The sequence below is a fragment of the Ktedonosporobacter rubrisoli genome (genome assembly GCF_004208415.1).
Lineage (GTDB): Bacteria > Chloroflexota > Ktedonobacteria > Ktedonobacterales > Ktedonobacteraceae > Ktedonosporobacter > Ktedonosporobacter rubrisoli.
The window spans coordinates 1,524,825-1,542,022 of the sequence record NZ_CP035758.1 but is presented as its reverse complement, the minus strand read 5'-3'; the positions used below and the strand labels follow the sequence as shown (position 1 = coordinate 1,542,022).

Genomic DNA, 17,198 nt, shown 5'->3' with positions numbered 1-17,198 from the left:
TATCATTCATGCAGAGAATCTAGCACGCAAAGCCTAGCGCGACATCGGCAATTGAACGTATTCTGTTAAGGTTCGCAAGGACACAGATTGCCTAGTGCAGGTTCAAGGGACCGGTTGTGTAAGAGGTCCCAACAGACCAACGAAATGAGAGAGAAGATACGCGAACATTCTGTGAAGAGCAAGGCTTTTTTGATCCCTCCTGCTGACCTGCTCCTCTTCCTCACCACCCTCCTTCTCTCTTGTGCTTTGTAAATTTTCCAGAGAGGCGGCAAGGCTCGAAGACTCGTCTTCTGAACCATGGATGGGTTACAGATGATCCTCCTTGCCTCCCGCTCGCTCCAGCAACTCACGAGTGATCGTGCGACGCTGCAGAGGTCTAGAGAAGACAATCGAGGTAGAAGCTGGACCAGAGAGAGAAAGCCGCTCGATGATGCGCTCCAAATGATCAATTGAGGCAGCAGCCACCTTGACCACGACACAATCGCTTCCCGTCACCTTAGAGTATTCCAAAACCTCTGGCATCTCGCTGACCCTGGAGATCACCTGGCGACAATTCTCTCCGGCAAAACTTCTCAGGCGAACAATGGCCAGAACGGGCAGACCCAGCGCATTGAGATTGACCGCAGCATGATACCCGCTAATGATGCCCGCTTCTTCCATCTTACGGACTCGTTCGATCACAGACGAGGAGGAGAGTCCTACCCGTTGTCCCAATTCCGCGTACGAGAGGCGAGCATTCTCCTGCAACTCCTGGAGCAAGTGCCAGCCTGTTTCATCGAGTAACTTCGTGATTTCTGAGGTCATTGGACTGTTTTTCCCCTCTTTCTCAACTCAAAGCAGGCAAATTCCGTCTTTTTTGTTCCATTTTACCAGCGTTCACCGCATATACTAGAAACATCACAGAAACGCGAGAAGACACCCTCTTCGCGACGCAAGATTCCTGACATTTATCACAAGCTATGAGGTATCCCAATGAAAACCATTCACAAGCCACAAGAAGGGGATTATGTCCCATACACCATCATGTATCTGGATCTCTTACCCGATGATGGGCTCGTCCTCCAACACATGCTCGATAGTCTGCAGACCATCAAAGCACTCATTCTGCCTCTCTCTGAAGAGCAACTGACGAGGCGTTGCGCTCCAGGAGAATGGACCATCAAAGAGATTCTGGTCCATATGAGCGATGACGAACGCATTCTCGTCAATCGTACCCTACGAGTTGCTCGCAACGACCCCGCACCCTTGCTTGGCTTCGACCCGGATCTCTATGCCGCGTATTCTGGAGCAAATGAGCGCAGAATCGAGGATATTCTGGAAGAAGTGGTGGCTGTTCGCATGGCAACGGTTGCACTCCTGAAAAGTTTTGATGAAGAGGCACTTGAGCGCGAAAGCCGGATGCAGGACCATCGCGTAACGGTCAGAGCTTTGGTGTACCACATTGCTGGCCATTTTCTCCTCCATCTCAACAGTATTAAGCAGAATTATTTAGCGGAGTCTATCTGACAATCCTCATCTATGAAGCCTTTTGTGTCAGAAGCTCTGCCTGTTCACAGCCAAAGTAGCCACACACCCGCTGCCTGAGTTCCTGAGCCGTTAGAAGCCGAGCTGGTTCGACAATTGCTCGCTTCCCGTGGGCCCACTTTGGCTCGATTTTGTGAAGCCAGGGACTCTTCGTCGGGAGCCAGCACGGGATGATACGGACCCCTTGCTTTTCTTGCAGCACGGTGTGATTGTGTTCGCGTATCCAGGTCTTGACGTGTTTCCTCACATGCCAGGAGGCATTATCCCAAATCAGCACCAGGACGTGCTTGCCTTGCACCTGGGTCTGCTCACACAGCCATTCCAGAAAGTCAGTCGTCACCTGGCTGACTGGGCGGCCCGACACAAAACGCAAGTGCATGCGACCGCTACCTGCCTCAAGCATCCCGTAACAGGCCAGCGCTTTGGGATCGGGGTCGTCTTTGTTCTTGTTCAGCTCTTGCAGACGCAGTGGCTCGTCCTGCTCGCTCCAACTGTGCAGATTGGGCTGGCTCACGCGACTCCACCACACCTCATCCTGATAGCCGACGATCCATTCCTGGCCCTCTGCAAGCGCGATGAGGGCATCACACCGTTTTTTTTCTCACCTACTCCGGGTCTGGACTTGTCATCAAGTGCTTCGCTCGCTGCCATCCCACTCCCAGCTTCAAAAGTGCCTGTCGGATGGTCTCAATACTGACTACGCTCTCGGTGAGCCCTTGCTCGAAGCAGACCTCTGCGGCCAGAGCCAGCGTCCAGACGCTGGTTTTTTTTCCATAGATGCGCGGCGATTGGTGCAGCATGGCGCGCAGTGCTTCGCATCTGGCCTGGTCAAACTGGGCCTGGACCGTTTTGGGCCGCGATGATTCCTGCGTGAGGCACGTAACACCTTCCTCTTCAAACGCATGAATGGCGTTGCGCACGGTTTGCGTGGCACACCTAAGATTCGCCGCAATGACTTTGGGACGTTGTCTTCGGCTGGAGGCGAGCAGGATCTGGCTGCGACGCAGGGTAAAGGCATCCGATGAGCGCAGTCCAGCTTCTAACCCTGCTTGCTCCACTGAACTCAAGGCTCGGACATACAGAGGGGCTTTCATGCCTTTATTCTAGCAGAGTTTTACTCATTACACAACAGGTTTTGTGAGCCTGCACTAGTGTATTCACAAGCTGGCCATTTGTGCGTAGGTATACTGGAACGCAAAGGGGCCAGGCTGAGCCATTGCCTTTCCCCGATCAGCCTTGAGGATAGTGAAAAAGCTAAAGGCTTTCTGGAACGCGAGGTAGAAGAGCCGAAAGGCCATGGCTAGATCAGGCCATGCTTGAGGGCAAAATAGGTTGCGGCATGGCGCGAGGAAATCTGTAGTTTCGTATAAATGGAGCGCAAATGGGCATTGACGGTACGCGGACTTATCACAAGGGCTTCTGCAATCTGGGCATCGGTAAGACCGCGCGCAACCAGGCGCAACACCTCTTCCTCACGGGCTGTCAGATCGTGCAAGGCTCCCTGATCGGTCTGTGCGGATGGCAAGCCAGAGAGCGCAATGTGTTCCATCGTATCCATTGCCTGCTCCAGGGTCAGCGCCTGTCCCTCGGCCCAGGCTGCATCAAATGCCACCTCACCGAGTTCAGACCACGCTTTTGCCCTCGCCCGCCTTACAAAGGCGCGCTCCTCTGGAAGCAGGGCACACAGGGCCCGCGCGGCACCCCATAGCCGTACAGCCTCCCTCAATCGTCCACACGTGGCAAGGCTTATGCCGATTCCCTGTAGATTTATGGCCACAGCCAGGACCAGGTTTTCGCGCATTCCGCGCAGGAGACTTAAGCTTTCGACAAACAGATCTTGCGCCCGCGTGGCGTTTCCCTCCTCAAGAGCCAGGCGGCCGAGAAAAACGAGTGTGCCATAGAGGCCTGACTGATAGCCCAGCGTTCTGGCGAGGGCAAGGTGTTCCTCAGCATATGCGCGAGCCCGAGCCATGTCATTAAGGCTTAAGTGCAGGCGCTCCAGGAAGAAAAGCGAGTTCATGCAGCCGAGCCTATCGCCTGCCTCTCTATGCCACCTGAGCCCCTCTTCCAATAGGGTTCTTGCCCTGCTATCCTCGTCTTGATCAAGCGCGATCTGTCCCGCGAGATCCAGCAGATAGGCCAACGCGAACTTATCCTCAGTGCCACGTGCGCGGGTCAATCCCTGTTGAGCATACATGTGAGCCACAGCAAAATCGCCAATAATCCAGGCGATAATGCCAAACAGATAGAGTGAGCGAACAAGCTGGTAGGTATCGCGCGCTTCACCCTGTAAGGCAACCGCTTTCAGTTCTTTTGTCGCATCTGGCTTATGCCCGGGCGGCTGGCTTGCCAGAGCCTCGGTCGTCGATCGCGGGACTGGAAGAGCCTGCCCGTGCTCTATGGTGCGCTTCGGCAAGTTCTGGCATTCGCTCAGGCGTTGATGTCCCGCCCAGAAGTTTAGCAAAACACTCTCCAGGCGCAAAACCAGGGCCTGCTCAGGGCGCTGAAGCACCCACTGCATAGCGGCGCGCAGATTGGGATACTCATCCTGCAATTGAGTCAACCAGGTAGTCAGCTCTACACCCTCAAGCTGAACCGCCGTCAGGCCCAGGTAATACTCGGCGTGAACCTGGCGCGCCTTCTCCAATTCTCCTGAGGCGGCCAGGACTTCAAGAGCATATTCGCGAAGCGTCTCGTGTAGCAGCCAGCGCGGCTGATGATTCTCCTGCTCACTTTTGTAGAGCAAATGCTTATTGAGCAGCGAGGTTATGCCGTCCAACACCTGCGCACGCTCACCTCCCACACGACTATATACTACCTCCGCCGCTTCTAGCGTACAGCCATTGACGAAGACCGCAAGCAGGCGAAAGAGGCGCTTTTCGTCGTCAGAGAGCAGTTCATAGCTCCAGGAGATGGTCTGACGCAAAGTCTGCTGGCGGCCTGGTAAATCGCGCGGCCCGCCCGTCAATATGTCAAGCCGATGAGAGAGCCGATCCAGGAGCTCGTGTAGAGAAAGCACTTTGAGGCGAGCCGCCGCTAACTCTAGAGCCAGGGGCAGGCCGTCCAGGCGCCGACAAATCTCGCCGAGCAATGGAGCCGTAAGAGCATTCAACTGCAAGGCGGGCTGAACTTCACGCGCGCGTTCCAGGAAGAGGGTCACCGCACTGGAGCGGGCCAGCGCTTCGCCGGTCGATAGGTCCTGGGGATCGGGCAGAGCCAGCGGCATCACCACAAATTCCCGTTCGCCCCGCACGTGCAATACTTCACGGCTGGTCACCAGCAGCTTCAGATCTGGACAGGTAGTCAGAAGTTGGACCAGGCTCGGCGCGGCGGCTATCACATGCTCGAAGTTGTCAAGCACAAGGAGTAAGCGCTGTGTGGCGAGCTCAGCTTGTAACAACTCCAGCGGCTCGCGCTCTCCACTGCTCAGGCCAAGGGCTTGCACCAGAGCTGGCAAGACTAGCTCGACATCGCCAATGGAGGCCAGCGAGACAAAGTAGACACCAGCCGGAAAGTCTTTCTGAAGCTGATTAGCCACAGAAAGCGCCAGGCGCGTCTTGCCCACGCCACCCATGCCGGTCAGGGTGAGCAAACGCAGGTCAGAGCAAGCAAGCAGAGTGCAGATGGTAGACACCTCAGCTTCCCGACCAACGAGCGAGGTAAGCGGTATAGGGAGTCTGGAAGGCATGATTTCCTTCTGCTTACTCATAAATACCTCCAACCAGGCGCGACAGCTAGCTTAAGTTGCTACTTTACGCCTGACGCGCCTGCAAAGCCGCGGCGAGAATCTCAGCGACCTCCTCAAGCGTCTGGCCCCGTTGACGCTGTTCAGGTGTCTCAAGGCCCAACTCTGTACTCTCAACGAAACTATAGAGGGCTGCCGCGCCCTCGGGCATCTGCGGCGGCAAGCCCAGATCTGCAAAGGTGCGCGCAATCTCTTGCATCTCGCCAACCCAGCGGTAGGCCTTGGGCGGCATCCCGGGCACAGAACGCTTGAGGGAGGCAAAAACAGGCAGATCCTGCAACTCGGCCAGTAAAGCCTCTTGCAGGCCCAGCGCTCGCCCGGCCACCAGAGCTTCAGTCGCCAGGGCCGTCAAGCCTTTAGTCACGGAGGCATAGCACATTTTGAGGCCGGAAGCCTGGCCAGGCTGCGAACCCACAACGCGTACATCAAGCCCGTATTCATTCAACAAGGCTACATCTGCTGCGCGGGTGCCCGAAACATAGAGATGGGGACCTTCCTGACCCGAGCGTGGCGGCCCGCCGATAATCCCTCCATCCACGAAGGCTGCGCCGGCCTCCGTCAACAGCTTATCAAGGGCTTGCGCCGTGCGTGGAGCAATGGCGTTACAATCGACAAAGAGCAATTCAGTTTTGCTGCGCTGCAGGACCGCGCCTATGCGTTCACCCAATGCATAGGCGTTGGCGGGCGGCATGATTGAAAGCAGGATATCAGCCTCGCGCACAAGCGTCTCATCATCAGGCACTTCATTGATTCCAGCGGTCCGAGCCAGGCTACGGGTACGTTCACTACGGCCATGTAGATTTGTAATCACATTCATGCTATGCTGGTGAAGGTCCGCAGCAATCGCATGTCCCATATCACCAGGGCTCAGAAGCGCTACCGTATGAATTTTCAATCTTTGTTACTCTCCATGCCCAAAGATATTGAACGGTCAGTTACCACCATCTTACAACAGGAGAGCAACTTTGCTCCAATGAGTAAAAAAATTCAGGCAAATAAACTATAGATATGCCTCATTGCCTTTTTTAGCGCGAAGATACAGGGCGACGCGGGATTGCTTCAAAAAGCTAGCAACATACTGTTCCCTGGTCTCGTCGTCTTTAATATAGCGCTTAGTCAGGCGCAAGATATCGCGCCGTACAACCTCCTGATCCTCAATCAACTCGATGGTCCCGCTCAAGCTTACATAGCGCTGGCCCTCCTGCACACAGAAGGCAATGCGCGGGTCCCGGCGTATATTCTTTACCTTTTGCAGGTGCGCTATCGAATTCATAACAATGGTTCCATCTTCATCAACCAGGTACCACATCGTCGCTATTTGGGGGCTACCATCCTTGTTAACTGTGCTCAATACGGCAAAATGCTCCTCTTTGAGGTACGCCAAGGCTTTATCGGATAATATGTTCGTCATACTATGACCTTTCTAGAAAATGTGATTCCTAACACTTTACAGAAGAGGTAAACAGCCAGGCATGACAGTTCTATTCCTTGACATGCACACCTTCCCGTCGCTATACTTGCTTTAGCGATACCCGCTTGTAAACATCGCTAAATCTCATGGAGGTTTTGACTGTGATGCCGGTGTGCCTCTAATTCCAGCCTGTTTCTTTGCTTAAGCAAGGAGACAGATACCATCATTCTCGTTTCCCATTTGCTCACTCATCTCGCAATGAGGATAGGTTTTGTGTTGCCTCTGACCTGAAAGGCTACATAAGCATACTTCTTTTGTGACGCAATGCTTGACTGTGACAGTGAGAAGCAGCCGTTGGGAGAACAGATTGCTAGATGGTAGGAAGCTGGCATGGAGAAGCGCGCGGCAAAACCGAGACCAGGCGGGAAGCAAGCATTGCTGATATTCCACACCAATTGTGCTGTAACCAGCATAGACCGCCCTCTGCCCTGGCGTACAAAGCCGGTCTGCACCCTCAAGTAGAAAAAGGCCCGCTGGTTCTCCATCTCCTCTTTCTGCCTTGCGTTTTCAAAAAAACGTTATGAGAAGACAGAGTTATAGAAGGAGATCATAGTTATGTCTACAGGACTGCCCGACTTTTTTAAATATAACCTCTGGGCAAATTTGCGCTTGCTTGATGCATGTGAACAGCTCTCAGAGGCTCAACTGGATGAAACCATGCAGGGATTGTTTGGCAGCGTACGCGAAACCCTCATGCACATCTTTGCAAGCGAAGAGGGCTACGCCCGGCATTTTACGGGCACATCTCCGCTTCCTAGACTAAAGGAGCTCACTGCTTTTCCTGGCATCGACGAGCTGCGGCGCCGCGCCAAGAGCTCGGGGGAAGCGCTGATCAAGATTGCCGAGGAAGAGGATCTCGCCCGCATACACTACCTTGATGACGGAACCTACGAGGCTCCGGGCAGCATCATTCTGATCCAGGCCATCAATCATGGCGTTGATCACCGTTCGCAGATCTCTACGCTGCTCACGCAGCAGGGCCTTGAGCCGCCCGATCTCGATGGCTGGTCATATAACGACGCCATGCATTAGCCAGCCGAAAGCCTGAACGCGTCGGAGATTTCTTCGCCTGTTCGCAACAGCGTAGCGACAAGCCACCCGCGCTTTGTCGCTACGCCCCACGGCTGGAGCTTATCTTAACCCAGATAATGCCCCGAATCTCAGATAAAGCGGTTCCATTTCTTTGTGCAATCTGGCAAGAGCGTCTACGCAAGCCTCTTCAGTCAAAAGAGCGCAGGATTGAAGAAGCTTTTGCCGAATCAGTCATGCTATGTTGAGATGACAGATCGTTGTCATTTGACGCCCTCATGATCTTCATCTATTGGCTGTCTGGCAATACATTACATAGCAGAATAGAGATTACTCATGTAAGTCAGTTCTTCTCCCCAGCACGAGCGGTCTGCATCACCTGATATGACAATAGCACTATGCCTGAGTGAAAGGTCCTGGTCTCAACGAGTTGCAGCCTGCTCGTGATACCGTCTGGGAAAAGGCGCCTTCCCTGGCCGGAGACGACTGGATAGACAAAAAGCCGATAGGCATCGACGAGTTTCTCGCGAATGAGGGCGTGAACAAGGGTAATGCTGCCCGTCGCGACGATATCCTTGCCTGGCGATTGTTTCAGGGCCATGACCTCATCTGTGAGTGAGCCGCGCAAGATCTTGGTATTCTGCCAGGAAGGTTGGCTCAACGACGACGAGACAACATATTTGATCGTGCGGTTCAGGTAATCAGAGACGCCAGTGGTGTCATTGGTCTGGGCAGGCCAATACCCGGCGAACTCCTCGTAGGTCACACGTCCCAGCAAGACAGCATCGGCAGCTGCCATATGCTCTCTGTTAACTGCTGCAAGATCATCGCCTCCAGATGGGTGGCCTTCACCCCCGCTTATTGTCTCGATTCCACCATCTAAAGAAATGTTCTCTGTGACAATCAGTTTTCGCAAATCTTTCCTCCTTTTGTGCTTTTCACAACATTTCGGCAATGAATGTGCTTTTCCGGGTGGAAGCGCTTCCCGGGATGAAGCATAAACGCATTCTCGCAGCTTAGCAGCATTCAGGAAACGTGCTCTCTATCCTACAAATTCGTTGTTTTCTGCCTTCGCAATGCCACAGTATGCCTTAAGTCATTTTCAGTGCTCGGTGATTCATACGTTGATACAATTTCGAGTATAGCATTATGAAAGGCAAAAGGTTTCTTAGATCTTGCCCTTTTGGTACATCGAGGATCTTTGGGAACTGCTGCTCAACAAGCAAATCTTGCATAGAGTGTGTATTCAGCAGCTCGTAGACCGTCGATAAGAGACACAGTGGATGGAACAGATATATGCGTACTATGGCTGAGTACGAGCTCCTGCCCAGCCGTTGCAAGTAGTCCCAGCCGCGACGCGGATCAACTTCACGGCCCAAGCGCTCAGTCATCCAGGCTGCTACTTTGGGGCCATTCCAGAGGCCGCCATCAGCAGGAGGCTGATCTCAAGCCTGATCTAACTCCTTCTGTTGCTCGGGGCTCAGCAGAGGCGGAGCGCCTTTCTGCATTCGACGATGATCAAGGAGGGCTTGCTCGCCTGTACGATTGTAGCGCTGGACAATGGTGCGAACCCATCTGGCCGTAGAGCCGAGCATGAACGCCACCTCTTCCGGGGTGTGGCCTTCCCTTATCAACCACAGGATGTGCCAATGTGTCCGTTCAACGGGATTGGCTGCCCTTCGGGAGCGGTCATGAAGCTCTTTAGTTGTCAAGTTGGTGGTCACGGTCACTCTTTTTGCCATGCCCACATTATACACTCCCTAAACGGATTTGATATGATCTGCCAACGCGGCTGCGCAATACTGTTCAGCCAAAAGAGCGCAAGATTGAAGAAGCTTTTGCCGAATCAGTCATGCTATGTTGAGATGACAGATCGTTGTCAGTTGACGCCCTCATGATCTTTATCTATTGACTATCTGGCAATACATTACATAGCAGAATGGAGGTACCCATGACAAATGCAGACTCACATGCCAGCACGCGAAACGAGAAATTCATCAAGGCCACACCAGAGGCCCTCTATCGAGCCTTTACCGATCCCTCGGCCCTGGCTATCTGGTTCGCTCCTGGGGATATGACCGGCAAAGTCGACCATTTCGATTATCGCGTTGGTGGAGGGTACCAGATGTCGCTGTACTATCCTTCAACTGAAATCACTATGCGCGGCAAGAGCGCAGAGCGGGAAGATAGATATACGGCCCGCTTCGTAGAGTTGACGCCGCCAGAAAGAATTGTCGAGGCAATTACCTTTGATACGACCAATCCCGACTTCTCAGGAGAGATGAGCATGGAAGTCACCTTTGAAGCCAGGAATGAAGGAACAAACGTGTCTATCCTCTTCAAGAACATTCCGCCGGGTATTCGGCCCGAGGACAATGAGACTGGTACACAGCTGACACTTGAGAAATTAGCGCGCTATGTCGAGTAGGAAGCCGCGCTCAGCATTTGCTTTTTGAGGAGCTCTACTTGCTCAAACACGAGCTTATCCATACCTGTTTGCGGTACAGCCATCCAGCGCATAATTGAGGAAAGAAAGAGTTCTTTAAGGTAGGCAAAAGAGAAATCTTGCGCAGCTTCAGCCAACGCGACGATAGTCTGTTCAGAGAGGCGCATCTGGTCGTGTAATGACGCGTTCCAGAGCTTGATATAGCGCGTGCGTTCCGTTAAGGCCGGCAGCTCAAAATGATACTTGCGGTCAAAACGGCTTGGCCGATCGAGGATGGCCGGATCAATCTCCTGCGGATGGTTGGTGGTTGCAAGGATCACGATGCCATCATTGCTAGCAAAGCCGTCCAATTCATTAAGGAAGTAGGCTCGATTTTCGTCGGTGATGAGCGAGTCAAGATCTTCGAGGATGAGCAGGCAAGGAGCCACTTTGCGCGTCCTGGCAAACACCTGGTTGATATTCTGCTCGTTATCATCGCCATCGGTTTTGAAGCTCTTGACGTAGATGCAGGGCTTATCGAGCGCATTAATGAGAGCCTTAACGGTATGTGTCTTGCCGTTGCCAGGAGGGCCAATGAACAAAATGCCACGCTTCCAGGGAATAGTATAGCTCTGATAGACCTCGCGCATGGCAAAGAAGCCTTGCAGATCGGAGAAGATGTCCTCTTTGAGCGTGCCCTGAAGGACCAGATTGTCAAGAGAGACATTCTTGATAGCCTGGAAGAGGTGCGCATCCTTATCCCAGCAGCCATTGTTATAGACAAGGATTTCGTTGCGAATCTCCGAGTTCCAGCGACAGACTTCCTCCATGAAGTGCTCGGCCTGTTGTTTCGTGTCGGCAAGGAGCCAGTAGCGGCCAGAGGTATTGCCTTCTAACAATATCCAATGCAGGGTGAGCAGGGTAAATGTTGCTCCGCGCCAGCTGATCTCCTGCCAGCTATTTTGCGCGCTTCTCAACAGGTAACCCTCTTTATATTCTTTCGCGCTAAAATCGTAATCTGCCTCCCACCAACCATGGAGAACTTCATTATGCTGATTGAGTAAGGGAGCGATAGTACATTGCTCTCCCTCGCTATACTTTTCTACATTAAAAAAGAAGTCATCGGTTTCTATAATGGCTTTGGCAGGAAAGAGCGTTGCTAGTTGTTGAGAAACGTAATAGGGAATAATGCTCAGAGGCAAACGAAGTGCTTCATTAATTAATTCATATTGTTTCATACATCAAAGTATAGATTGCTCAGCTATACGAGTCAAGCAGCATGAAGGTTGAGTCAGCACTATACGGCTAACGAGGCGCCACTCTATCTTGAGGCTCTTGATGATCATGCTATTCGCCCGCTTCTGCTGGAGCAGCCGGTGCATTTCGCATACATCTGCTCAGGCCTGCAGCCCTGACCTCGCGCCGGAGGCCAGGGCAACGCTCAAGGGGGAAACACTTCAGGAGTTCTCTTGTTGCTGCTCTTCAATGATCTCGCCGGTTTCGTCGTCAACCAGGCGCGAGCCCGGGTACCTTCGCCGGTAGAGGAGAAAGCCGTGGGGACAGCAGCGCAGGCGTTCAAGCTGCCAGGCAAAGGGCGCGAGCTGCTCCAGACGCTGTTCGGCTCTGGTCCGCGCCTGCGCTTCATCGACGGCATAGACTCTTACCAGCTGGCTCCAGTCCCACCCATCCTCCCCGGCGGGCACGACGTCCACGACCCACAAATATTCACGATGCTGCCCCATTTCCTCTCTCTCCTTCTCCACTGAGAGTGACTGTATGTTGAACTGCCGCAATGCTCAAGGCCAGAGAACCTCCTCTGGAAGCGGCGGCGAGCAGTAGTGGCCAGCTAGGCTGAGGATCTGCTGCGTGGTGCTTGGCTTTGCCAGGTAGCCCTCGATACCAATCAAGCGTGCTTTTAGGCGATCAAGCAGACCGTTGCAGCGCGTGTGCAGAACCAGGATCGTACCGGCATAGGCCGCTTGTTTGCGCAAATGGCTGGCGACCTGGTAGCCGTCCATGCGCGGCATCACCAGGTCCAGGAAGATCAGCCGTGGCACGGAACCACCACCATGCAGCCAGCGCAGCATGCTCACTCCATCAGGGAAAGCACGCACAAGATAGCCCTCACGCCGCAAGGTATATTCAAGGATCTTGCGCACCGTGGGCGAATCGTCGGCGACAAGAATCGAGCCCACCGCCGGCTCTAGAGCGGGCAACAAACAGACAGGCTTCATGGCTCTGCTCCCTCCTGTTTCTCAGCAGGCAGATCAAGCACATACATGTGGCACGTTTTGTCATAGTGGTACGCTACCTGGTAGTGGTCAAGCCAGGCCACACACGCCCTGATTGTCTCCGTCAATTTCTCCTTTTCATAGGCCAGCTGCGCGATTGGTAGCACCATCTTGGCTCGGCTCAAGGCATCCAGCACGATCAGTATAGTTTGCCGCGACGGCTTGAGGCCGCCCTCTCCAGCATTCTTCATGCGCAAAATCCTTTCTCTTCATGGCTCTCTTCGCTCATCCATTCAAGGCTGCTCTATGAGCTTTCTTAATAAGCACCTGACATACTGTTGTAGAGAGAAGCGAGTGGAAGATAGCAGCGCTGCACTTGATCGAAACGAAAGGGGATGCGCCAGCTCAAGAGCCATCTGTAGTGCTGATAGAAGGTGGTGGTGAGCTGCACGCGCATATGCGAGGGCAACGAAGGGTTATAGGCGCGATAGGCCTGATTGAGCCGACCCAGCACGGTCAATATCGTTTGCTGCGTTGGGGGACATGATTGATTGTTACTAGCATTGCTCATAATATCTCCTTATAGCCTCAACTTCTATCCTACTCTTTATGAAAGCTGTAGCCAGGCAACTCTCTGGAAGTAAGCTTAACAGAAGTGAAAAATGAGGAACAAGAGAAAACTGTCCAGCATGCAGAGAAGATTTATAGCATAATTGGGATACTGAAAAGTTGATATATTCATTGAGAGACGTTACAATGGTGATGGATATGTGGGTTTTGTTTGAAGAAGGAGAGGATTACTATGAGTGACGTATCTCATTATGGGAAATATCGCTCAGGACTTTACGGGCTTCCCCATATGGGAGAAGTTATTGCAGATTATCGTGTCAAGCGTGGATGGAAATCACAAGGGGCATTCGCCATTGTCTGTGGTGTTGATCGGCAAACTGTCGCCTATTGGGAAAAGTTAGAGTATCTAGCAGAAATGAAGAGACGCATTTTTCTTTGTAAAGTACTTAGAATTCCTCCAATGCTCCTTGGTCTGACGTGGCGAAGTATTCTTGATGATGCTCCTGCTGGATGTTATGCCGACGCACCTGAGCATATTAAAGATCTTCTACATGAGAATGCATATGGGCTATATGAGGATATTCTCATGTTTGCACATACGAGCCTTGATAGATATTCTATGACAGCCTCCTACCGTTTTTATAAACATCTCCGCGAACTTGAAGAGCTTGTCCATCAGTCTCCAGGGTCCGAAAAAGAGAATTGGCAAGATTTACTTAGCCGCTTTCATCAACATGCCATTAACATTGCCCAGCATCATGAGCAAGATGCTCAAGCACTTGGGCATGCGGAGCAAGCCGTAGAGCTTGCCACATCTCTACAAGATAAAGAACTCCTCAGTAGCGCTCTCTATCGCCGTTCGCGCGTTCATCTTACACAGCATCGGCATAACAAAGCGCGTGAAGATATACAAGCAGCTTTATCCCTCGCCGAGCATGCACGTGGTCCGCTCAAAGGAAGTTGCTATCTTTTAAGAGCAGAGATAGAAGCACTCTTTGGGGAAGGTGACGAAAAAATCAAATTACAATGTCGTAAGTGGCAAGATGCCGCAGCAAATCTCATCTATAAAGGTAAAGTAGAGCCGGATGAAACTTTTTTAACCTTCAGTTTATACGCGGTTCATCATGAGCGCGCCAAAACGTTGACGCGCTTTGCTTTATATCACACAACTGATGATGAATTGGTAGCCCTACTGAAACAGCCACACCGTCGTGCAAAAAAGGAGTTACTGAGAGATGCCCAGGAATCTTTATTGACAGCTGAAAAGCATCTCCAACAGAATAACTTACCGATAGGCATGTATCTCCCCCTCACAGAAGCAAAGTGCTATCTTGTGGATAGAGAATTCGAAAAGAGCGCCAAAACGGCTAAACAAGCGTTACAATATGCACGTGTAGCCTCTTCTCAACAGGGGATCGTAGAAACGACTCGTTTATATAACATGTTATCTGAGCTTGCTCCAAACAATCCCTACATATGTAATCTGGGTGTTGAGTTGGGATTGTATTGATTGCATCAACAAAATTCATGAACGAATCAAGCGGTTGCCATACTGGTTGATGGCAACCGCGCCCTTCTCACCAAGCTAAAAGACAGCCCGATGGAACATTTCAGCATACTTATATTTATGTTCTGCGCCAGCCTGGCTCCCTTTGCGCCGAATATATTCTTCCGGGTCAAAATTAAGCATCTGGCAAGCATGACAACGCAGCGCAGCTATTTTCTTGTCTATAACACTGGTAATATCAACCCAATGATTCGGTCTATCTGTGGAGAAATAATAGATATCCTTCACACGATGAGGACCTGTCCCATCCACCAATTGCTCTGGAAAATACATTCTTCCACGCGCACAAGCCAGAGCATCAAGCGTACACATCCCTACTGCGCGGTGATCGGGATGCGGCTCGTCCTTTTTCCAAGGATCAAAGGTCAAGACGACATTAGGGCGCAGCTTTCGCACATGCCAGACGAGCTCTCGCCGTAGTGTCAAGGTTACCTCCACTTCTCCGTCAACGTAGCCCTCTAAAAAAGTGACACTCTGTACTCCTAGCGCGAAAGCTGCTTTTCTTTGCTCATGTTCTCGTATTTCGGCAAGGCGAGCCGCTGTCATCTCAGGATCATCGCTTCCCTTTTCTCCTCGTGTCACAAGCAAATAATGAACCTCATATCCCTCTTCAACAAGCCTGGCAATCGTGCCACCACACAGAAATTCGGCATCATCGGGATGAGCCAGAATCGCCAGGACACGCGATCCTTCAGTTGGAAGAAGTGCTGGAGCCGCCATGTCTAACCTTCTTTCTTGCAAGAGATGTAAAAAGATAGAATACTCTCACAGTATATCATCTAAGGCGTTTGGAAACGGGCTCTTAAGCAACTTCTCATTTTTTCTAGCCAGTATTAAATTTTTCTCCTCAATTGTGTTATATAATAAATAATGAGGTATATTGCACGATTGTAGAGAATAAATTCAAGAGAAGTAGATGATCGAGTTTAAAGAGCATCATATGTATAATACGTAGTTCCGGCTCGTTTATCCCTATCAGGAAGGGAGAGACGGGTCGAAATTGGGGTAAGACCTTCTGGGCGCATTTTGAGCCGAGCCAATAGAGAGGCTATCAAGGCGCATGCTACTTACGGTTGGCGCAGAACGAACCTACCAGGAGGCGCTATGTTGATCAGGCTCAGGAAATATTACAAGGGACGCTAGAGGAGCTTGATAGAAGCACAAGGCATAGGCCACCCACGCTCATTGTAGATGTAGCTACTACGTATGCCTTGCAAGGCAAGAAAGGACAAGCCCTTCAATACGCTCTGCAGGCTGCACAAAGTTTGTCAGAGACACGTTTTATTTCGCGTGTTCCTGTGCTGCGTTTACAGTCCCTGCAGGCGTTCCTCTGCCATGTGGGCGCTTCCCCAACAGAGCTGGGAGCGCTTGATGAGGCTATGAAGCATCTTCCATTGTAATGCGGCTTCTCATCTCGCCATCTGGCAAGCATCCAAGGATGAAAGATCTCAAAGAAGTATTGAGAGGTGAAAGATTGTGAATGAAGAACAACAGCATGTCCTTTATATTATTGCATGCGCAGCCGGGGCAGCGGTTCAACTGTATGATCACATCCCCTTGCTGCAGGCCGATGGCTGGCAAGTCTGCGTTATCTTGACGCCCAGCGCGACAGGCTTTGTGGAGAACGAGCGGCTTACTCAGCTCACGGGCCATCCGGTACGCAGCAGCTATAAACGCCCCGGTGATCCTGATGTGCTCCCGCCTGCTGATGCTCTGCTCGTCTTTCCGGCGACCTTCAACACTATTAATAAATGGGCGCTGGGAATTAGCGATAATCTGGCTTTAGGCTTGCTCTGCGAATTTACCGGCATGAAAGTGCCCATCCTGGCCGTTCCGGTCGTGAGAAAAGGCAAGCTTGCCGAACATCCTGCCTTTGGACGCAGCTTGAAGCTCCTTGAAGAATATGGCGTGCATATCTTCTATCATCCCGAGCTTTATCCACCGCGCAATGAAGTTCCCGGAGGCATGCTTGTTTCGGAGGTACGCAAGCTCAAAGGGGATATGTAAGAGCCGCACCACTTTCTAGAAACGCTTCCCTGTAGATGAATCAATCAACTGAGGTGGTGATTATCAGTGCAGGCGTTATCATATTCTCTATTTCCTATTATATTTAAGCGTGGATACGATGTGGTTAGCTCGACAAAGGCGAGCTAGGAGAGCAGGCAAGCCACGATACAAACGAGATACCAGCATGCGGTGCCAGAGGATGAGGAGGGTTTTGCTCAATATGTGCGCACTGACGTCTCCTTTGACGCAGCAATGCCCGAGCCATTTGTGATAAACGGTATGCGTAGCAAGACCGGCAATTATCTGATCGTCAATAACGAAGGTGGAGGCTGACCGGTCGATCGCGAGATCTTTGAGTAAATCTATCAATTGGTAGAATAGCGTGCCTAGAGCCGTAATCAGTTTGCCTGACTTTGGCGCCTAGCCGTACAGCAGCACTCAAAAGGCTATTATATATCCCCATATGCGCATTTAGCCTCTTGACATATCCTAAAGCTAAAGATTAGAGGAGAAGAGAAGCAGGACATTCGGGTCATAAGAACAAAGTGAGTGTCGATGCCTGAAGTGCTCAAATGAAGGCTCGCCATAGGCCTGATTCGAAAACCTCCTCAGCGAGGTTGAGAAAGCGG

Annotated in this window: 22 protein-coding genes and 1 pseudogene; 8 read left to right on the top strand and 15 right to left on the bottom strand. The window is 51.8% G+C overall.

Annotated features, from left to right (window positions below; translation table 11 throughout):
* Positions 1 to 306: 306 nt before the first annotated feature.
* Positions 307 to 804, bottom strand: a complete 498-nt coding sequence (locus EPA93_RS07065) for an Lrp/AsnC family transcriptional regulator (protein WP_129886374.1) — start codon at positions 802 to 804, stop codon at positions 307 to 309.
* Between the two features lie 168 nt (positions 805 to 972).
* Between EPA93_RS07065 and EPA93_RS07060 the strand changes: the two genes are divergently transcribed.
* Complete coding sequence (locus EPA93_RS07060) at positions 973 to 1,506, top strand: DinB family protein (protein WP_129886373.1); 534 nt, start codon at positions 973 to 975, stop codon at positions 1,504 to 1,506.
* Between the two features lie 10 nt (positions 1,507 to 1,516).
* Here EPA93_RS07060 and EPA93_RS07055 read toward each other — a convergent pair whose 3' ends face one another.
* From EPA93_RS07055 to EPA93_RS07035, 5 genes are all read right to left on the bottom strand, one after another.
* Positions 1,517 to 2,038 (bottom strand): transposase, encoded by a 522-nt coding sequence (locus EPA93_RS07055; protein WP_242527340.1) that lies wholly within the window; start codon positions 2,036 to 2,038, stop codon positions 1,517 to 1,519.
* 91 nt (positions 2,039 to 2,129) lie between these two features.
* Positions 2,130 to 2,618, bottom strand: coding sequence for a helix-turn-helix domain-containing protein (locus EPA93_RS07050; RefSeq protein ID WP_129886371.1), 489 nt, complete (start codon positions 2,616 to 2,618; stop codon positions 2,130 to 2,132).
* 206 nt (positions 2,619 to 2,824) lie between these two features.
* Positions 2,825 to 5,233: a LuxR C-terminal-related transcriptional regulator gene (locus EPA93_RS07045; protein WP_129886370.1), complete on the bottom strand. Its 2,409-nt coding sequence runs from the start codon at positions 5,231 to 5,233 to the stop codon at positions 2,825 to 2,827.
* Positions 5,234 to 5,276: 43 nt separating this feature from the next.
* Entirely contained in the window at positions 5,277 to 6,164 is an 888-nt protein-coding gene (locus EPA93_RS07040) for an NAD(P)-dependent oxidoreductase (protein ID WP_129886369.1), read from the bottom strand.
* 105 nt (positions 6,165 to 6,269) lie between these two features.
* The gene (locus EPA93_RS07035; protein WP_129886368.1) at positions 6,270 to 6,680 is read right to left on the bottom strand and encodes a pyridoxamine 5'-phosphate oxidase family protein; all 411 of its coding nucleotides are present in this window, start codon (positions 6,678 to 6,680) and stop codon (positions 6,270 to 6,272) included.
* Between the two features lie 615 nt (positions 6,681 to 7,295).
* On the opposite strand from EPA93_RS07035, the gene EPA93_RS07030 reads away from it, so the two are divergent.
* The gene (locus EPA93_RS07030) at positions 7,296 to 7,772 is read left to right on the top strand and encodes a DinB family protein (RefSeq protein ID WP_129886367.1); all 477 of its coding nucleotides are present in this window, start codon (positions 7,296 to 7,298) and stop codon (positions 7,770 to 7,772) included.
* A gap of 340 nt (positions 7,773 to 8,112) precedes the next feature.
* Here the strand turns inward: EPA93_RS07030 and EPA93_RS07025 are convergent, their stop codons facing one another.
* The 3 genes and pseudogenes from EPA93_RS07025 to EPA93_RS07015 all read right to left on the bottom strand — a co-directional run bounded on the left by EPA93_RS07025 (position 8,113) and on the right by EPA93_RS07015 (position 9,511).
* A complete protein-coding gene (locus tag EPA93_RS07025; protein WP_129886366.1) occupies positions 8,113 to 8,685 on the bottom strand; it encodes a dihydrofolate reductase family protein in 573 nt (190 codons plus the stop codon).
* A gap of 175 nt (positions 8,686 to 8,860) precedes the next feature.
* Positions 8,861 to 9,187: pseudogene (locus EPA93_RS50850) on the bottom strand (helix-turn-helix domain-containing protein); the annotation flags it as partial.
* A 27-nt stretch (positions 9,188 to 9,214) separates the two neighbouring features.
* Complete coding sequence (locus EPA93_RS07015; protein ID WP_129886365.1) at positions 9,215 to 9,511, bottom strand: helix-turn-helix domain-containing protein; 297 nt, start codon at positions 9,509 to 9,511, stop codon at positions 9,215 to 9,217.
* Positions 9,512 to 9,720: 209 nt separating this feature from the next.
* On the opposite strand from EPA93_RS07015, the gene EPA93_RS07010 reads away from it, so the two are divergent.
* A complete protein-coding gene (locus EPA93_RS07010; RefSeq protein WP_129886364.1) occupies positions 9,721 to 10,197 on the top strand; it encodes an SRPBCC family protein in 477 nt (158 codons plus the stop codon).
* Here EPA93_RS07010 and EPA93_RS07005 read toward each other — a convergent pair.
* On the bottom strand, positions 10,185 to 11,396 hold the full coding sequence (locus EPA93_RS07005; protein WP_207229470.1) for an AAA family ATPase: 1,212 nt from the start codon (positions 11,394 to 11,396) through the stop codon (positions 10,185 to 10,187). The genes EPA93_RS07010 and EPA93_RS07005 overlap by 13 nt on opposite strands.
* 84 nt (positions 11,397 to 11,480) lie before the next feature.
* On the opposite strand from EPA93_RS07005, the gene EPA93_RS50270 reads away from it, so the two are divergent.
* The gene (locus tag EPA93_RS50270; RefSeq protein ID WP_277988732.1) at positions 11,481 to 11,609 is read left to right on the top strand and encodes a hypothetical protein; all 129 of its coding nucleotides are present in this window, start codon (positions 11,481 to 11,483) and stop codon (positions 11,607 to 11,609) included.
* Between the two features lie 42 nt (positions 11,610 to 11,651).
* Here the strand turns inward: EPA93_RS50270 and EPA93_RS07000 are convergent, their stop codons facing one another.
* The 4 genes from EPA93_RS07000 to EPA93_RS06985 all read right to left on the bottom strand — a co-directional run bounded on the left by EPA93_RS07000 (position 11,652) and on the right by EPA93_RS06985 (position 12,996).
* On the bottom strand, positions 11,652 to 11,936 hold the full coding sequence (locus tag EPA93_RS07000) for a hypothetical protein (RefSeq protein WP_129886362.1): 285 nt from the start codon (positions 11,934 to 11,936) through the stop codon (positions 11,652 to 11,654).
* Between the two features lie 54 nt (positions 11,937 to 11,990).
* Positions 11,991 to 12,428 carry a response regulator gene (locus EPA93_RS06995; RefSeq protein ID WP_129886361.1) on the bottom strand — a complete coding sequence of 146 codons (438 nt, stop codon included), beginning with the start codon at positions 12,426 to 12,428 and terminating at the stop codon, positions 11,991 to 11,993.
* Positions 12,425 to 12,676 (bottom strand): hypothetical protein, encoded by a 252-nt coding sequence (locus EPA93_RS06990; protein WP_129886360.1) that lies wholly within the window; start codon positions 12,674 to 12,676, stop codon positions 12,425 to 12,427. The genes EPA93_RS06995 and EPA93_RS06990 overlap by 4 nt, the downstream gene beginning before the upstream one ends.
* A 65-nt stretch (positions 12,677 to 12,741) precedes the next feature.
* Positions 12,742 to 12,996 carry a hypothetical protein gene (locus EPA93_RS06985; RefSeq protein ID WP_129886359.1) on the bottom strand — a complete coding sequence of 85 codons (255 nt, stop codon included), beginning with the start codon at positions 12,994 to 12,996 and terminating at the stop codon, positions 12,742 to 12,744.
* A 231-nt stretch (positions 12,997 to 13,227) separates the two neighbouring features.
* Between EPA93_RS06985 and EPA93_RS06980 the strand changes: the two genes are divergently transcribed.
* Complete coding sequence (locus EPA93_RS06980) at positions 13,228 to 14,505, top strand: helix-turn-helix transcriptional regulator (RefSeq protein ID WP_129886358.1); 1,278 nt, start codon at positions 13,228 to 13,230, stop codon at positions 14,503 to 14,505.
* A gap of 75 nt (positions 14,506 to 14,580) precedes the next feature.
* Here EPA93_RS06980 and EPA93_RS06975 read toward each other — a convergent pair whose 3' ends face one another.
* Positions 14,581 to 15,282 (bottom strand): PIG-L deacetylase family protein, encoded by a 702-nt coding sequence (locus tag EPA93_RS06975; protein WP_129886357.1) that lies wholly within the window; start codon positions 15,280 to 15,282, stop codon positions 14,581 to 14,583.
* A 353-nt stretch (positions 15,283 to 15,635) separates the two neighbouring features.
* Here EPA93_RS06975 and EPA93_RS06970 point away from each other — a divergent pair, with 353 nt between their 5' ends.
* From EPA93_RS06970 to EPA93_RS48240, 3 genes are all read left to right on the top strand, one after another.
* Positions 15,636 to 15,962 (top strand): hypothetical protein, encoded by a 327-nt coding sequence (locus EPA93_RS06970; protein WP_129886356.1) that lies wholly within the window; start codon positions 15,636 to 15,638, stop codon positions 15,960 to 15,962.
* Positions 15,963 to 16,038: 76 nt separating this feature from the next.
* A complete protein-coding gene (locus EPA93_RS06965) occupies positions 16,039 to 16,569 on the top strand; it encodes a flavoprotein (RefSeq protein WP_165422934.1) in 531 nt (176 codons plus the stop codon).
* A gap of 189 nt (positions 16,570 to 16,758) precedes the next feature.
* On the top strand, positions 16,759 to 16,902 hold the full coding sequence (locus tag EPA93_RS48240; RefSeq protein WP_165422933.1) for a hypothetical protein: 144 nt from the start codon (positions 16,759 to 16,761) through the stop codon (positions 16,900 to 16,902).
* Positions 16,903 to 17,198: the final 296 nt, after the last annotated feature.

Bases quoted from the DNA above. Each gene is read 5' to 3' on its own strand.
- EPA93_RS07065 (WP_129886374.1), bottom strand. From the start codon at position 804: ATGACCTCAGAAATCACGAAGTTACTCGATGAAACAGGCTGGCACTTG.
- EPA93_RS07060 (WP_129886373.1), top strand. From the start codon at position 973: ATGAAAACCATTCACAAGCCACAAGAAGGGGATTATGTCCCATACACC.
- EPA93_RS07050 (WP_129886371.1), bottom strand. From the start codon at position 2,618: ATGAAAGCCCCTCTGTATGTCCGAGCCTTGAGTTCAGTGGAGCAAGCA.
- EPA93_RS07045 (WP_129886370.1), bottom strand. From the start codon at position 5,233: ATGAGTAAGCAGAAGGAAATCATGCCTTCCAGACTCCCTATACCGCTT.
- EPA93_RS07035 (WP_129886368.1), bottom strand. From the start codon at position 6,680: ATGACGAACATATTATCCGATAAAGCCTTGGCGTACCTCAAAGAGGAG.
- EPA93_RS07030 (WP_129886367.1), top strand. From the start codon at position 7,296: ATGTCTACAGGACTGCCCGACTTTTTTAAATATAACCTCTGGGCAAAT.
- EPA93_RS07015 (WP_129886365.1), bottom strand. From the start codon at position 9,511: ATGGCAAAAAGAGTGACCGTGACCACCAACTTGACAACTAAAGAGCTT.
- EPA93_RS07010 (WP_129886364.1), top strand. From the start codon at position 9,721: ATGACAAATGCAGACTCACATGCCAGCACGCGAAACGAGAAATTCATC.
- EPA93_RS07000 (WP_129886362.1), bottom strand. From the start codon at position 11,936: ATGGGGCAGCATCGTGAATATTTGTGGGTCGTGGACGTCGTGCCCGCC.
- EPA93_RS06995 (WP_129886361.1), bottom strand. From the start codon at position 12,428: ATGAAGCCTGTCTGTTTGTTGCCCGCTCTAGAGCCGGCGGTGGGCTCG.
- EPA93_RS06990 (WP_129886360.1), bottom strand. From the start codon at position 12,676: ATGAAGAATGCTGGAGAGGGCGGCCTCAAGCCGTCGCGGCAAACTATA.
- EPA93_RS06985 (WP_129886359.1), bottom strand. From the start codon at position 12,996: ATGAGCAATGCTAGTAACAATCAATCATGTCCCCCAACGCAGCAAACG.
- EPA93_RS06980 (WP_129886358.1), top strand. From the start codon at position 13,228: ATGAGTGACGTATCTCATTATGGGAAATATCGCTCAGGACTTTACGGG.
- EPA93_RS06975 (WP_129886357.1), bottom strand. From the start codon at position 15,282: ATGGCGGCTCCAGCACTTCTTCCAACTGAAGGATCGCGTGTCCTGGCG.